Annotated in this window: 13 protein-coding genes; 11 read left to right on the forward strand and 2 right to left on the reverse strand. The window is 73.6% G+C overall.

What is annotated here, in order from left to right; genetic code table 11:
- Nucleotides 1–307: 307 nt before the first annotated feature.
- The 9 genes from tkt to ABTW95_RS29550 all read left to right on the forward strand — a co-directional run bounded on the left by tkt (nt 308) and on the right by ABTW95_RS29550 (nt 12312).
- Nucleotides 308–2434, forward strand: a complete 2127-nt coding sequence (tkt, locus tag ABTW95_RS29510; protein ID WP_396448743.1) for a transketolase — start codon at nt 308–310, stop codon at nt 2432–2434.
- Nucleotides 2435–2443: 9 nt separating this feature from the next.
- Nucleotides 2444–3559, forward strand: a complete 1116-nt coding sequence (gene tal, locus ABTW95_RS29515) for a transaldolase (protein ID WP_396448745.1) — start codon at nt 2444–2446, stop codon at nt 3557–3559.
- Complete coding sequence (locus ABTW95_RS29520; RefSeq protein ID WP_500227974.1) at nt 3556–5211, forward strand: glucose-6-phosphate isomerase; 1656 nt, start codon at nt 3556–3558, stop codon at nt 5209–5211. Before tal ends, ABTW95_RS29520 begins: the two co-directional genes overlap by 4 nt.
- Nucleotides 5212–5327: 116 nt before the next feature.
- Entirely contained in the window at nt 5328–7043 is a 1716-nt protein-coding gene (locus ABTW95_RS29525; RefSeq protein ID WP_396448749.1) for a phosphoheptose isomerase, read from the forward strand.
- A gap of 158 nt (nt 7044–7201) precedes the next feature.
- Entirely contained in the window at nt 7202–8728 is a 1527-nt protein-coding gene (gene zwf / locus ABTW95_RS29530; RefSeq protein ID WP_396448751.1) for a glucose-6-phosphate dehydrogenase, read from the forward strand.
- Nucleotides 8728–9762 (forward strand): glucose-6-phosphate dehydrogenase assembly protein OpcA, encoded by a 1035-nt coding sequence (locus tag ABTW95_RS29535; RefSeq protein ID WP_500227975.1) that lies wholly within the window; start codon nt 8728–8730, stop codon nt 9760–9762. The genes zwf and ABTW95_RS29535 overlap by 1 nt, the downstream gene beginning before the upstream one ends.
- Nucleotides 9759–10505 (forward strand): 6-phosphogluconolactonase, encoded by a 747-nt coding sequence (pgl, locus tag ABTW95_RS29540; RefSeq protein WP_396448753.1) that lies wholly within the window; start codon nt 9759–9761, stop codon nt 10503–10505. Before ABTW95_RS29535 ends, pgl begins: the two co-directional genes overlap by 4 nt.
- A 141-nt stretch (nt 10506–10646) precedes the next feature.
- Nucleotides 10647–11852, forward strand: coding sequence for a L,D-transpeptidase (locus tag ABTW95_RS29545; protein ID WP_500227976.1), 1206 nt, complete (start codon nt 10647–10649; stop codon nt 11850–11852).
- A gap of 127 nt (nt 11853–11979) precedes the next feature.
- Nucleotides 11980–12312 carry a cupin domain-containing protein gene (locus ABTW95_RS29550; protein ID WP_396448755.1) on the forward strand — a complete coding sequence of 111 codons (333 nt, stop codon included), beginning with the start codon at nt 11980–11982 and terminating at the stop codon, nt 12310–12312.
- A gap of 3 nt (nt 12313–12315) precedes the next feature.
- On the opposite strand, the gene ABTW95_RS29555 is transcribed toward ABTW95_RS29550, so the two are convergent.
- On the reverse strand, nt 12316–12948 hold the full coding sequence (locus tag ABTW95_RS29555) for a helix-turn-helix transcriptional regulator (protein ID WP_500227977.1): 633 nt from the start codon (nt 12946–12948) through the stop codon (nt 12316–12318).
- Between the two features lie 5 nt (nt 12949–12953).
- Complete coding sequence (fdxA, locus tag ABTW95_RS29560; RefSeq protein WP_396448757.1) at nt 12954–13277, reverse strand: ferredoxin; 324 nt, start codon at nt 13275–13277, stop codon at nt 12954–12956.
- 154 nt (nt 13278–13431) lie between these two features.
- Here fdxA and ABTW95_RS29565 point away from each other — a divergent pair, with 154 nt between their 5' ends.
- Both ABTW95_RS29565 and ABTW95_RS29570 read left to right on the forward strand, forming a co-directional pair.
- The gene (locus ABTW95_RS29565; RefSeq protein WP_396448758.1) at nt 13432–13962 is read left to right on the forward strand and encodes a TetR/AcrR family transcriptional regulator; all 531 of its coding nucleotides are present in this window, start codon (nt 13432–13434) and stop codon (nt 13960–13962) included.
- Between the two features lie 81 nt (nt 13963–14043).
- On the forward strand, nt 14044–15452 hold a 1409-nt coding region (locus tag ABTW95_RS29570; RefSeq protein ID WP_500227978.1), incomplete at its 3' end, for a DHA2 family efflux MFS transporter permease subunit.

Here is a 15452-nt window from a genome sequence, read left to right on the forward strand (position 1 = left end):
GGGCCGCCGGCCGCCGGGCCGCGCGGGCCGCCCCGGCGCGTCGCGGATCACCCGCCGGATCACCCGCGCGGGGGGTTAGCCCGCGCGGCGTCCGGGCAAGGGTGCTTGAAGGCGCGGGAAGCCGGCCCCCCGGAACGCGGCGCCTTCCCGCTGCAGGATGAGGCGGCCGCCCGCGCGGTAGGCTCGCCAGGGGTGGCGCATGATCTTCGCCCGCCGCGGACCGGGCGGCGGCACGGGGCTGGACACGCGCGCCCGTACGACGCTGCACAGAGGTCTTGACACCGGTTCGAGAGGAGCCTGGCGTTCCGTGAGCAGGGACAACAACACGTTTGAGTGGTCCGACAAGGACCGGCGCGCGGTGGACGTGATCCGCGCCCTCGCCATGGACGCGGTCGAGGAGGCCGGCTCCGGTCACCCCGGCACGGCGATGAGCCTGGCGCCCGCCGCCTACCTTCTCTTCCAGCGGTTCCTCCGGCACGACCCGACGGATCCGCACTGGCCCGGGCGGGACAGGTTCGTGCTCTCCTGCGGGCACTCCAGCCTGACCCTCTACATCCAGCTGTACCTGTCGGGCTACCCGATGACGCTGGACGATTTGAAGGCGCTGCGCAAGTGGGGCAGCCTCACCCCGGGCCACCCGGAGCACGGGCACACGGCCGGGGTGGAGACGACCACGGGGCCGCTGGGCCAGGGCCTCGCGAACGCGGTCGGGATGGCGATGGCCGCCCGGCGCGAGCGCGGCCTGTTCGACCCGGACGCGCCGCAGGGCGAGTCCCCCTTCGACCACATGATCTGGACGTTCGCGTCGGACGGCGACATCGAGGAGGGCATCAGCCACGAGGCGAGCGCCCTGGCCGCCCACCAGCGGCTCGGCAACCTGGTGCTGCTCTACGACGACAACAAGATCTCCATCGAGGACGACACGTCGATCGCGCTGTCGGAGGACGTGCGGGCGCGCTACGAGGCGTACGGCTGGGACGTCCACCGCGTCGACTGGACCGAGAACGGCGACTACGAGGAGAACGTGGCCGCGCTCGCGGCGGCGTTCGAGGCGGCGAAGGCCGAGACGGCCCGCCCGTCGTTCATCGCGCTGCGCACGATCATCGGCTGGCCCGCGCCGAACAAGAAGAACACCGGCAAGATCCACGGGTCGGCGCTCGGCGCCGACGAGGTCGCCGCGACCAAGCGCATCCTCGGCCTGGACCCGGCCGAGACCTTCTACGTCCCCGAGGACGTCCTGGCGCACGCCCGCGAGGTGTCCGACCGAGGCCGCGCCCAGCACGCCGAATGGAACAAGGCGTTCGACGCGTGGCGGGCGGCGAACCCGGAGCGGGCCGCGGAGTACGACCGGATCTCCTCGCGCACGCTGCCGCCCGGCTGGGACGAGGCGCTCCCGGTGTTCGAGGCCGGCAAGGACATCGCGACCCGCGCGGCGTCCGGCGAGGTGCTGGCGTCGCTGGCGCCCGTCCTGCCGGAGCTGTGGGGCGGCTCGGCCGACCTCGCCGAGAGCAACAACACGACGATGAAGGGCGAGCCGTCCTTCATCCCCGAGGAGTTCCAGACCAAGGAGTTCCCCGGCCACCGCTACGGCCGGACGCTGCACTTCGGCATCCGCGAGCACGCGATGGGCGCGATCTGCAACGGCATCGCGCTGCACGGCGGCACCCGCCCGTACGGCGGCACGTTCCTGATCTTCAGCGACTACATGCGCCCGGCGGTCCGGCTCGCGGCGCTGATGAAGCTGCCGGTCACCTACGTGTGGACGCACGACTCGATCGGCCTCGGCGAGGACGGCCCGACCCACCAGCCCGTCGAGCACCTGTGGGCGCTGCGGGCGATCCCCGGCCTGGACGTGGTCCGGCCCGCGGACGCCAACGAGACGGCCGTCGCCTGGCGGACCGTGCTGCGGCACACCGACCGGCCCGCGGGCCTCGCGCTGACCCGGCAGAAGCTGCCGACGTTCGAGCGCGGCGGCGAGATCGCGTCCGCGGAGGGCGTCGCCAAGGGCGGCTACGTGCTGGCCGACGCCGACAACGGCCGGCCCGAGGTGATCATCATCGCGACCGGCAGCGAGGTGCAGCTCGCGCTGGAGGCGCGGCGCACGCTGCAGGCCGAGGGCACCCCGACCCGCGTCGTGTCGATGCCGTGCGTGGAGTGGTTCGAGGAGCAGACCGACGCCTACCGGCAGGAGGTCCTGCCGCCGGGCGTGCGCGCCCGCGTGTCCGTCGAGGCGGGCGTCGCGCTGGGCTGGCGCACCTACATCGGCGACGACGGCGAGTCGGTCAGCCTGGAGCACTTCGGCGCGTCCGCCGACTACAAGACGCTGTTCCAGCAGTTCGGCATCACCTCCGAGCGCGTCGTCGCGGCGGCGAAGGCCAGCCTGATCAAGGCCGGCGTGCACGGCGCCGGGCGCGGCGCCACCACCGGCAACTAGGAGAGGACGATGAGCGACATTCTGAAGCGGCTCTCGGACGAGGGCGTGTCGATCTGGCTGGACGACATCAGCCGCGAGCGGCTGCGGTCGGGGAACCTGGCGGAGCTGGTCAAGGACAAGCACGTCGTCGGCGTCACGTCCAACCCGACGATCTTCGCCAAGGCGCTGAGCAAGGGGAACGCCTACGACGACCAGGTCCGCGACCTGGCGCTGCTCGGCGTGGACGTCGAGGAGGCGTCCCGCGCGATCACCACCTACGACATCCGCTGGGGCTGCGACGTGCTGCGCCCGGTCTACGACCGGACGGAGGGCGTGGACGGCCGCGTGTCGATCGAGGTGGACCCGCGGCTCGCCAAGGACACGGCCAAGACGGTCGCCGAGGCGCGGATGCTGTGGTGGCTGGTGGACCGGCCGAACCTGTTCATCAAGATCCCGGCGACGCCGGAGGGCCTGCCGGCGATCACCGAGACGCTGGCGGCCGGCATCAGCGTGAACGTGACGCTGATCTTCTCGCTGGAGCGCTACGGCGAGGTCATCGACGCGTTCTTCGCCGGCATGGAGCAGGCCAGGGAGAACGGGCACGACCTGTCGAAGCTCGCGTCGGTCGCGTCGTTCTTCGTCAGCCGGGTCGACACCGAGATCGACAAGCGGCTCGACAAGATCGGCTCGGACGAGGCGAAGGCGCTGCGGTCGAAGGCGGGCCTCGCCAACGCCCGGCTCGCGTACGCGCTGTACGAGGAGAAGTTCGGCACCGCCCGGTGGAAGGCGCTGAAGGACGCCGGGGCCCGCCCCCAGCGGCCGCTGTGGGCCTCGACCGGCGTGAAGGACCCGAACCTCGTCGACACGCTGTACGTGGACGAGCTGGTCGCGCCGGGCACCGTCAACACGATGCCGGAGGCGACGCTGGTGGCCGCGGCCGACCACGGCCAGGTGCGCGGCGACAGCGTCCGGGACGCCTACGACGACGCCCGCGCGCACATGGCGGCGCTCAAGGAGATCGGCGTCGACTACGACGACGTCGTGCAGGTCCTGGAGGACGAGGGCGTGGAGAAGTTCGCGGCCTCGTGGAAGGGCATGCTCGACTCCATCACCGGCGAGCTGGAGTCCAAGGCGGCCGGCGCGTGACCTCGGTGGTGACCGCCGGGGGCATCTCGGTCACCATCCGCGGCGCCGTCGTCGACGAGGGCGAGACGGTCCTGGACCGTCTCGTCTCCGACGGCGTGCCCGGGTCGCTCGCGTCCCGGAGCGCCAAGCTGTGGGGGCCGGACGCGGCCCCGCTCGCCGCCCGCCGGCTCGGCTGGCTCGACCTGCCGGAGACCTCCCGGTCGCTGCGCGACCGGCTGGCGGCGGCGGCGGGCGAGGCGCGCGACGCCGGCCTCGACCGGGTCGTGCTGGCCGCCGCCGGGGGCGCGGCGGCCGCCGCCGAGGCGATGTGCCGCACCGCGGGCGCCGAGCTGACCGTCCTCGACACCACCGACCCGCACGAGGTGTCGGGCGTCCTGGCCGGCGACCTGGCCCGGACGCTCGTGGTCGTCGTGGGCGGCGGCATCGAGGCGCAGGCGCTGCGCCGCGTGTTCGCGCAGGCGTTCGCCGAGGCCGGGCTGCGCGGCGGCGAGGCGGCGCGCCGGTTCGTCGTCGTGGCCGAGGAGGGCTCCGATCCCGCCCGCGCCGCCGCCGAGGCGGGCCATCATCTCGTCCCGGCCGAGCCGGACGTCGACGACCGGTTCGGGGCGCTGGGCGCCCGCTCCCTGGTGCCGGCGGCGCTGGCGGGCGTCGACGTCGACGGCGTGCTGGACGAGGCGTCCCGGCTCGCGGGGGTGCTGGCGCAGCCCTACGACAACCCCGCGCTGGCGCTGGGCGCGGCGCTGGGCTCGTCGGCGCTCGGCGGCCGCGACAAGCTCGTCATCGCCGACCACGGCTCCGGGCTGGACGGCTTCGCCGGGTGGGCGGAGCAGCTGGTCGCCGGGGCGACGGGCAAGGAGGGCAAGGGCCTGCTGCCGGTCGTGGTGGAGGACGTCGCCGCGCCGGGCTTCGAGCTGGCCGGCGACCTGCGCCGGGTCATCCTCGGCCGCCGCCCGGACGAGCCGGGCCCGGGCCGGGAGGCGGGGATCAGCGTCGCCGGCCCGCTCGGCGCGCAGTTCCTGCTGTGGGAGTACGCGGTCGCGGTGGCGTGCCGGGTGATCGGCGTGAACCCGTTCGACGAGCCGGACACCGCGGAGTCGCGGGCCAGCACGGCCGCGCTGCTGCGCTCGGAGGAGGGCGCGGCGCCGACGGTCGTGCGGCGGCCGCCGGAACTGGTCGAGGGCGCGGTGGAGGTGCACGCCCCGGAGGACGCGCTGCGCGGCGCGCGGACGCTCGCCGAGGCGCTGGAGGCGTTCCTCGCGGACGTCCCGGACGGCGGCTACCTCGCGGTGCTCGCCTTCCTGGACCGCTCCGGCGACGCGGCGGCGGCCGGGCTGCGCCCGCTGCTGGCCGCGCGGGGCGCGCAGCTGCGCAGGCGCCCGGCGCCGGTCACGTTCGGCTGGGGGCCGAGCCACCTGCACACGACCGGCCAGTACCACAAGGGCGGGCCGCTGAACGGCGCGTTCCTGCAGATCACCGGGGCGGTCACCGGCGACGTGCCGGTGCCGGGGCGCCCCTACAGCCTGGGCGAGCTGCAGCTGGCGCAGGCGTTCGGCGATCTGCGGGTGCTGCGCTCGCTGGGGTGCCCGGCGGTCCGGCTGCACCTGCGCGACCGCGCGGAGGGCCTCGCGCAGCTCGCCGCGGCGCTCGGCTGACCGCCCGGTCCGGACGCACCGCGACCGGGCGGATCCGGGACGCGACCAAAGAAGATCAATGGAGATGGTCGCGAATGCCCGTTCTCTCCTGAAACGATGGGGGGCAGGAGGGAACGGTGTCCGGATTCGACGTATTGACGCGCGGCGACGTGCTGGACTCGGCGCTGCGGGCGAGGGACTACCTCGTGAGCTGCGGCGTCCCCGGCGCGCTGGCCGCCAAGGACCCGCGGCTGTGGGGCCGGCGCGCGGTGGACCACAGCCGGCTCGGCTGGCTCGACCTGCCGTTCGCCTCCCGCGGGCTGCTGAACCAGGTGCACGGGCTGGTCGCCGAGGCGCGCCAGTCCGGCCTCGACCACATCGTGCTGATCGGCGTCGGGGCGGAGAGCCTCGCCGCGCAGGCGATCATGGAGGCGCACGCGCCGGCGCTCGCCGCTACGGGCGGCGCGGCCGGCGGCGCCGGCGGCGGCGCGGAGGCCGGGCCGGAGCGGACGACCGGCGAGCTGACCGTGCTGGACGGCGGCGACACGGCCGCGCTGGCGTTCGCGCTGGAGCGGCTCGACCGGACGCTCGTGGTGCTGGCCAGCAAGGCGGGCGTGTCCCTGGAGGGCGACGCCTACCGGCGGATCTTCGCCGAGGCGTTCCGGGAGCGGGGCCTGTCGGAGCGGGAGATCGCGGGCCGGTTCCTGGTCATCACCGACCACGGCAGCCCGCTGCACGACTTCGCCCGGCAGTGCGGCTACCGGATCGGGCTCACCGACCCCTACCTGCCGGGGCACTACGGCGCGCTGTCGGCGTACGGGCTCGTCCCGGCGGTGCTGGCGGGCGCGGACGCCGACCGGCTGCTGGACGAGGCGGCGTCGCTGGTGCCGTCGCTGTCGAAGGACGAGGACAACCCGGGCCTGCTGCTCGGCGCGGTCATCGGCGGCTGCGCGCAGCAGGAGCCGGGCGGCCTCGCCCGCGACAAGGTGCTGCTGCGCGAGCCGGGCGGGCCGGGCGCGCTGAGCGCGTGGATCGGCCAGCTGCTCGCGGTCGGCACCGGCAAGCGGGGCCGCGGCGTGCTGGCGTTCGAGCCGCCCGGCGGGCGCGGCGACTTCCCCGACGTGCACGGCGTGTCGATCAACCCCGGGTCGGCGGCGCGGGACGACTCCGACACCTCGGTGTGGGCGCCGCTCGGCGCGCAGTTCCTGCTGTGGGAGTACGCGACGGCGGTCGCCGGGTGGCTGCTCGGCGTGAACCCGTTCGAGGCGGGCAGCACGGTCGTGCAGGAGGCGGAGGACGACGCGGCGACGCTGCTGCGCACGGCGTCCGCGGGGTCGCTGACGGCGGAGCGGCCGGTGTACGTCGAGGACGGCATCGAGGTGCACGCCGACTTCCCGTGGCCGCCCGGCGCGGAGCTGCAGACCGTCCTCGGCGGGCTGGTCGCCTCCGTGCCGAACGACGGCTACCTGGCGGTGATGACGTACCTGTCGGGCGACTTCTCCGGCCGGTACCTGGCGCCGTCGCTGGCCCGCGCGTCGGGCCGCCCCGTCGCCTACGGGCCGGGGCCCGGCTACCCGCACGCGACCGGCCCGGTGCACAAGGACGGCCCCGGCAACGGCGCGTTCCTCATCATCACCGGCGACCCGGCGCCCGGCGACGCGCTCGCCGGGCACCCGGTCCCCGGACGCCCCTACAGCCTGGCGCAGCTGCGGCTGGCGCGGGCCCTCGGCGAGCTGCGGGCGCTGCGCGAGCGGCGGCTGCCGGTGATCCGGCTGCACCTGCGCGACCCGATCGAGGGAGCGGGGCGGCTGACCGAGGCGGTCCGCGCGGTGGCGGGGGCGCGCAGGCCGTGATCCCGTTCGGGGAATGATCAAGCGGGCACGCGCGTATACCTGGGGGACGACGGGGAGAGCCGTCCGCTCACGCCCGGAATTCGGGTCCGCGAAGCGAGTTGGGGCAGGATGCTTGCAGTACTGAGACGAGAAGGCGCAGTCCGATCAGAGGGGGCCACGTGACCAACCCAGCCAATCCGCTCCGCGACCCGCGGGACAAGCGCCTGCCGCGGGTGGCCGGGCCGTGCGTGCTCGTGCTGTTCGGGGTCACCGGCGATCTGTCCCGCAAGAAGCTGCTTCCGGCGATCTACGACCTGGCGAACAGGGGGCTGCTGCCGCCGGGCTTCTCCCTGGTGGGCTTCGCGCGCCGCGACTGGGAGAACGAGGACTTCCGGCAGATCGCCTACGAGTCGGTCAAGGCGCACGCGCGGACCCCGTTCCGCGAGGACGTGTGGACGCACCTGTCGGAGGGCATGCACTTCGTGCCCGGCGAGTTCTCCGACCCGGGCGCGTTCGACGCGCTGTCGATGGCGGTCAAGGAGCTGGACGAGAGCCGCGGCACCGGCGGCAACTACGCCTTCTACCTGTCGATCCCGCCGAAGTTCTTCCCGCAGGTCGTCGAGCAGCTGCAGCGCAGCGGCCTGGCCGACCGCAAGGACGGCTCCTGGCGCCGGGTCGTGATCGAGAAGCCGTTCGGCAGCGACCTGAAGACGGCGGTGGAGCTGAACGACACCGTGCACCGCGTCTTCCCCGAGGAGTCGATCTTCCGGATCGACCACTACCTCGGCAAGGAGACGGTGCAGAACATCCTGGCGCTGCGGTTCGCCAACACCATGTTCGAGCCGATCTGGAACCGCTCGTTCGTCGACCACGTGCAGATCACGATGGCCGAGGACATCGGGATCGGCGGCCGGGCCGGCTACTACGACGGCATCGGCGCCGCCCGCGACGTCATCCAGAACCACCTGCTGCAGCTGCTGGCGCTGACCGCGATGGAGGAGCCCACCTCGTTCCGCGCGGAGGCCGTCCGCGCCGAGAAGGCGAAGATCCTCTCGTCGGTGCGGGTGCCCGGCAACATCGCCGAGTCCACGGCGCGCGGGCAGTACGCGGCGGGCTGGCAGGGCGGCGTGAACGTCAAGGGCTACCTGGAGGAGGACGGCATCCCGGCCGACTCCCGCACCGAGACCTACGCCGCGATCAAGCTGGAGATCGAGAACCGCCGCTGGGCCGGCGTCCCGTTCTACCTGCGCACCGGCAAGCGGCTGAGCCGCCGGGTGACCGAGGTCGCGATGGTGTTCCAGAAGGCGCCGCACCTGCCGTTCTCGCAGACCGACACCGAGGAGCTCGGGCAGAACGCGCTGGTGATGCGGGTGCAGCCGGACGAGGGCATCACCGTCCGGTTCGGCTCGAAGGTGCCCGGCACCTCGATGGAGATCCGCGACGTCAACATGGACTTCGCCTACGGGGAGTCGTTCACCGAGACCTCCCCCGAGGCGTACGAGCGGCTGCTGCTGGACGTGCTGATCGGCGACCCGCCGCTGTTCCCCCGGCAGGAGGAGGTCGAGCTGTCCTGGAAGATCCTCGACCCGATCACCGAGTACTGGGCGAGCCGCAGCGGCCTCGACCAGTACAAGTCCGGCGGCTACGGGCCCGCCAGCGCCGATGAGCTGATGGCGCGGGACGGGCGCACCTGGAGGCGGCTCTAATGAACATCGATCTCACCGGAACCACCACCCGCAAGATCCAGGACGCGCTGACGCAGTCCCGGCACCTGATGGGCGGCCCCGCCGTCGGCATGGTGCTCACCCTGATCATCGTGACCGACGAGTCGGCGCAGTACGACGCGGTCCGCGCCGCGACGGAGGCGGCGCGCGAGCACCCGTGCCGGGTGCTGACCGTGATCTCCCGCGATCCGCGCGGCGGCTCGTCGCGGCTGGACGCCGAGATCCGCATGGGCGAGACCGGCCCGGGCGAGACGGTGCTGCTGCGCATGTACGGGCCGCTCGCCGAGCACGCCGACTCCGTCGTCGTCCCGCTGCTCATGCCGGACACGCCGGTCGTCACGTGGTGGCCGGGCGGGAAGGTGCCGAAGGTGCCGGCGGAGGACCCGCTGGGCGCGCTCGCGCAGCGCCGGGTGACCGACTCCTACGCGGCGCGCGACCGGCTCGGCACCCTCGCCCAGCTCGCCCACGGCTACCGGCCCGGCGACACCGACTTCACCTGGACGCGGCTGACGTCGTGGCGGTCGCTGCTGGCGGCGGCGCTCGACCAGCACCACGAGGAGATCGTGTCCGGCGAGGTGACGGCCGAGCCGGACAGCCCGAGCGCGGAGCTGCTGGCGGCGTGGCTGTCGATCCGGCTGGGCGTGCCGATCCAGCGGACCGTGTCGGAGGGGCCGGGCATCACCGGCGTCCGGCTGACGACGACCGGCGGCGACATCCAGATCCACCGCCCGGACGGGCGGGTCGCGACGCTGTGCCGGCCGGGCCAGCCCGACCGGCAGGTGTCGCTGCTGCGCCGCCCGATGGCCGAGCTGCTCGCCGAGGAGCTGCGGCGGCTCGACCCCGACGAGGTCTACCACGACGCCGCCGTCCGTTTCGCCAAGGACCTGGCGCACGGCACGGCCACGCCGGGCGTCGCGGACGACCCGGTGTCGGCGAGCCCCGAGGCGGCGCGGACCGAGCCGGCCACGCGGCACGCGGAGGAGCAGGGCGCGGCCGAGCGGCAGGGGGGCGAGTGAGCGCCCCGGCCGTCCTCGTCCACCGCGACCAGGACCTGCTGGCCGCGGCCGCCGCGGCGCGGCTGGTGACCGCGATCGCCGACGCCCAGGCGGCGCGCGGCTCGGCGTCGGTCGTGCTGACCGGCGGCGGCGTCGGCACGGCGGTGCTGGCCGCGCTCGCCGCCGCGCCCGCGCGGGACGCGATCGACTGGGGCCGCCTGGACGTGTGGTGGGGCGACGAGCGGTTCCGCCCCGCCGGCGACGCCGAGCGCAACGAGACCGGGGCGCGGGCGGCGCTGCTCGACCACGTCCCCGCCGACCCGGCGCGGGTGCACCCGATGGCCCCGTCGGACGGCCCGGACGGCGACGACCCGGAGGCCGCGGCGGAGCGCTACGCCGCCGAACTGCTCGCCGCCGGCGGCGGCGCGGTCCCGGCGTTCGACGTGCTGATGCTCGGCGTGGGCCCGGACGCGCACGTCGCCTCGCTGTTCCCGGGCATGCCGGCGCTGCACGACGAGCGCCCGGTCGTGGCCGTGCACGGCTCCCCCAAGCCGCCGCCGACCCGGATCTCGCTGACGTTCCCGTCGCTGCGCGCGGCGCGGGAGGTGTGGGTGCTGGCGGCCGGCGAGTCGAAGGCGGAGGCCGTGCGCCTCGGCCTGTCGGCGGACGCGGACCCGGAGAAGGCCCCGGTCGCCGGCGCGCGCGGCCGGGAGCGGACCCTGTTCCTGCTGGACACGGCCGCCGCGTCCAGGTTGCCCGGCTGAGAGAACACTGAAGAGTGTCCCCGGATCCGCATGCCGCACGCTGAACCGCGCATAACCTGAGCACGTGATTATCTTGTGCACCCCTTGACCGGGGGATGACCCGCAGTGCGGGCCGAGCAGGCGAGCGTGAGGAGTTCTCAGGTGCTCAAGGGTCGGACCGGGACGGCGGGCGCGGCGCTCGCAGGGGCGGTTCTCATCGCCGTCGCGGGATGCTCGTCCGGCGGCGACGGCGGCGGCAAGGGCGGCGACGGCGGCAAGGCCGCGGACGCGGTCAAGCTGGCGATCACGCCCGCGACCGGGACGAGGGAGGCGGCGCCCGACCAGCCCGTCACCGTCACGGCGGACAAGGGCAGGCTGACCAGCGTGACCTTGACCTACGGCAAGAAGAACACCAAGGCCGAAGGCAGGCTCGCGCCCGACGGCAAGTTGTGGAAGTCGTCGTGGACGCTGCGCCCGTCCACGACGTACACCGTCACCGCCAAGGGCACCGGCGAGGGCGGCAAGGAGGTCACCGCGACCTCCACGTTCACGACGCTGACGCCGAAGAAGAAGCTGACCTCGGGCATGTCGCCGCTGGACGGCGAGACCGTCGGCGTCGGCATGCCGGTGCAGCTGCTGCTGTCCCGGCCGGTGAGCACCAAGGCCGGGAAGATCGCCGTGGAGCGGGCCCTTGAGGTCCGCATGTCCAAGCCGGTCGAGGGCGCCTGGTACTGGATCAGCGACAAGGAGGTCGACTTCCGGCCCCGCGACTACTGGCCGACCGGGCAGAAGGTGAAGGTCATCGCGCACCTGGCGGGCCTGAAGGTCGGCGAGGGCGTCTACGGGATGAAGGACCGCAGCGCCGCCTTCACGGTCGGGCCGCGGCACATCACCACGATCGACGCCAAGAAGCACCGCGCGACGGTGACCGAGGGCGGGAAGACCGTGCGGACGATGAAGGTCAGCCTCGGCAAGCCCGGCCACGACAGCTACAGCGGAACCATGATCGCCCAGGAGAAGGCGAAGGACATCATCATGGACTCCGCGACCACCGGCGACCCCGGCGAGTACCGGATCCCCACGAAGTGGAACGTCCGCCTCACCTACAGCGGGACGTTCGTCCACTCGGCGCCGTGGTCGACGGACGCGCAGGGCAACGACAACGTCAGCCACGGGTGCGTGAACGCCTCACCCGAGGACGCCAAGTGGTTCTACAACTTCACCAACCGGGGCGACATCGTCAAGGTGACCGGCACGTCCCGCAAGCTCCAGTTCGGCAACGGCCCGACGCCGTGGGCGAAGTCCTGGGAGGGCTGGCTGGAGGGCAGCGCCACCGGCAAGCCGGTGATGGGCCTGCCCCTCAAGTGACCGGCCTCAAGTGACCGGCCTCAGGTGACCGGGGTCCAGTGACAGGGCTCGGGTGACAGGGCTCCGGTGACAGGGCTCCGCGAGCCCGGGCCGTGTGCGCGGGGCGATCACGGGAAGACTTGGTGCCATGCAGAAGCTCTCGTTGGACGCACAGGTACGGGACAATCTGAAGCGCGCCGCCGCCGGCTCGACCGGGCGCAGCGCCGACACCGTGTACGGCGGGCATGAGCACGTCCTGCGCCAGACGGTCGTGGCCCTCACGGCGGGCACGTCGCTGTCCGAGCACGAGAACCCCGGCGAGGCGACCATCTACGTCCTGCACGGGCGGGTGCGGCTGCTGGCCGGGGACCACCACTGGGACGGGATGGTCGGCGACCTGCTGATCATCCCGGACCAGCGGCACAGCCTGGAGGCGCTGGAGGACGCCGCGGTCCTGCTGACGGTGGCCAAGACCGGCTGACCGTCAGTCGTGGCGCAGGTGCGCGTGGCAGGCGCCGGGTTCGGCGAAGGGCACCAGCCGGTCGGCCTCGACGGGGGCGTTCAGCTCCTTCAGCGCGCCCTGCATGAGGCCCAGGTGCACGTCGCAGACCAGCGGGCCGTACTCCTCGGCGAGCTCCAGGAACGGGCAGTGCCGCAGCCGGATGAGGTCGCCGTCGGGCCGGGGCGCGAAGTCGAGGTCGTCCAGCAGCGCGGTGAGCCGCTCGGTCGCCGCCTCGCCGGACAGCCGCTGGAACGGCGGCTTCCGGTCGACGAGGTAGCGGCCCCACTCGCGGCCGGCCTGCGCCGCGCTCTCCCGGGCGGCGGGCCCCTCCGAGGCCAGCCGGCTGAGCAGGATCTGCGCGAGCAGCCGGTAGCCGCGGGCGCCGCCGCGGTCCATGCCGGGGCGCGGCGTGTAGACGGTGCGGGGGCGGCCCGGCCCGGTCGGCTGCTCGGCGGTCCGTTCGACGGTGCCCTCGGCGGTCAGCGCGTCCAGGTGGAAGCGGGCGGTGTTGGCGTGCACGCCGAGCCGCGCGGCGACCTCCGCGACGCCCAGCGGGGCATCGGCGTCGCGCAGGATGTCGAGGACTTCCTGGCGGCGGGAACGTTCGGTCGCCATGCGGGTCACCCCTCCCCCGCCGGCGGCTGGGCCGCGATCAGCGGATGGTCTCGGTCGAGCGGACCGAGTTTCCCGGCCCCGCCCGGCGAGCCGAGGTCGTCGAAGAACTCCGCGTTCGCCCGGGTGTAGGCCGTCCACCGGTCCGGCAGATCGTCCTCGTAGTAAATCGCCTCCACGGGGCACACGGGTTCGCAGGCGCCGCAGTCGACGCATTCCTCCGGGTGGATGTACAGGGCCCGCGCCCCCTCGTAGATGCAGTCGACCGGGCACTCGTCGACGCACGCCAGGTCCTTGACGTCAACGCAGGGTTCGGCGATCACGTAGGTCACGGGCGCTCCTCCAGGTCGGCCACATTTCTAACAGTGCCACATGTAATAATAATTGAACAGGGAGGAGTAAGGAACGACATGCCGGGACGCGGCTCGCGGGAGAAATCCGCGGGAGGGGTTGACAGGTTCTGATTGGTGTATCAATAATGAAGCCATGACGACCGCACAGGGAACCCGCAGGACCACCTCGGAGGAGCGCCGCGAGCAGGTGATCGAGGCCGGCATCGCGGTGTTCGCCGAGTACGGCCTCCACGCCACCAAGACCGCCGACATCGCCAAGCGCGCCGGCATCTCCCAGCCCTACATCTACGCACTGTTCGACGACAAGAAGGCCCTCTTCATCGCCTGCCTCCAGCGCGCCCGCGAGCAGATCCGGGACTCGTTCGCGGCGGCCTGGGAGGTCCGCGACACCCCGGAGGAGACGCTCGCCGCGGTGAGCCGCAACCTCCAGCGGACGCAGCCGAGCACGGAGGCGCGGCGCTGCCAGCTCCAGGGGTACGCCGCCTCCGCCGACCCGGAGATCCGCTCGTTCATGCGCCGCGGCTTCATGGAGGTCTCCGACCACATCGCCGAGCGCACCGGCGCCGACCGCGCGACGGTGGCGCGGTTCATGGCCGCCGGCAACCTGCTCAACCTGGGCATGGTCCTGGACCTGCCCGACGAGTACGTCAGCGTCGCACTCTGACGCTCCCGCTCCCGCTCCACGCGGGACTCCTCTCGCCCATCTATTTATTGGTCAATCAATCAAATCTCGAAGGAGCCTCACATGTCTTCGCCCACCACCACACCCACCACGCCCCGGACCACCGGCCCCGCCCGCGGCGGCGCCCCGTCCCCCTCCGCGGAGGCCGCGATGCCCTACCCGCGCCGCTGGTACACCCTCGCCGTGCTCTGCCTGTCGCTGCTCGTCATCGTCGTCGACACGACGATCGTGAACGTGGCGGTCCCCACCCTCGCCTCCTCGCTGCACGCCGGAGCCGGCGCGCTGGCCTGGATCGTCGACTCCTACACCCTCGTGTTCGCCGCCTTGCTGCTTCCCGCCGGCACCCTCGGCGACCGGTTCGGGCGGCACCGCGCGCTCGCCGCCGGGATGGCGGTCTTCGGCGCCGGCTCGCTGGGCGCGGCGCTGTCGGCCACCGCCGCGCAGCTGATCGCGGCCCGCGCGGTCATGGGCGCCGGCGCGGCGTTCATCATGCCCGCCACGCTCGCGCTGCTGACCGCGGTGTTCACCGACCCGCGCGAGCGGGCCAAGGCGATCGGCCTGTGGTCGGCGGTCAGCGGCCTCGGCGTCGCGATCGGCCCGACCGCCGGCGGATGGCTGCTGCAGCACTTCTCGTGGAGCGCGATCTTCGCGGTGAACCTGCCGGTCGTCGCGGCCGCGCTCGCCGCCGGCCCGTTCCTCGTGCCCGCCTCGTCCGCCCCGCACCGCCCGCGCGTCGACGTGCTCGGCGCCGCCCTCGCCGCCGCCGGGCTGGGCGCGCTCACCTACGCGGTCATCCAGGCCGGGGAGGGCGGCTGGACGTCGGCGGCCACGCTGCTGCGGTTCGCGGTCGCGCTCGTCCTGCTCGCGGTGTTCGGGTTCTCGCAGGTCCGCGGCGGCCACCCGATGCTGGACCTGGACCTGTTCCGGGACGGCCGGTTCACCGCCGCCGCGATGTCGGTGATGGTGCTGTTCTTCGGGCTGGCCGGCAGCACGTTCGTGCTCACCCAGATCTACCAGTTCGTCCTCGGCTACTCGCCGCTGGAGGCCGGGATCCGGTCGCTGCCCGGCGCGCTCGCGCTGACCGTCGCGTCCCCGCTCGGCACCCGGGCCGCCGCCCGCTTCGGGATCCGCGCCTCGATGACGGCCGGGCTGGTGGCCGCCGCGGCGGGGCTCGGCTACTTCGCCACCGCGTCCGGCGGCACCGGCTACGTCCACTACATGGTCGCCTCGATGGTGCTGTCCGCCGGGATCGGGCTGACGATGGCGCCCGCCACCCAGTCGATCATGTCGACGCTGCCGCCCGCCAAGACCGGGGTCGGCTCGGCGGTCAACAACGCCACCCGCAACCTCGGCACCGTCCTCGGCGTCGCGGTCGTCGGCACTCCAGCCGGGCATGGACGAGGTCGGCGAATACGGCCGGACGCTGACCTCCGGCGCACCCGAACCGGCGTTCATCTCCGACCTGTTCTACC

The sequence above is a fragment of the Spirillospora sp. NPDC127506 genome (assembly GCF_040302145.1).
GTDB lineage: Bacteria > Actinomycetota > Actinomycetes > Streptosporangiales > Streptosporangiaceae > Spirillospora.

Coding starts and splice junctions, on each gene's coding strand:
- ABTW95_RS29555 (WP_500227977.1), bottom strand. CDS start 12,948: ATGGCGACCGAACGTTCCCGCCGCCAGGAAGTCCTCGACATCCTGCGC.
- ABTW95_RS29565 (WP_396448758.1), top strand. CDS start 13,432: ATGACGACCGCACAGGGAACCCGCAGGACCACCTCGGAGGAGCGCCGC.
- ABTW95_RS29550 (WP_396448755.1), top strand. CDS start 11,980: ATGCAGAAGCTCTCGTTGGACGCACAGGTACGGGACAATCTGAAGCGC.
- ABTW95_RS29535 (WP_500227975.1), top strand. CDS start 8,728: ATGAACATCGATCTCACCGGAACCACCACCCGCAAGATCCAGGACGCG.
- tal (WP_396448745.1), top strand. CDS start 2,444: ATGAGCGACATTCTGAAGCGGCTCTCGGACGAGGGCGTGTCGATCTGG.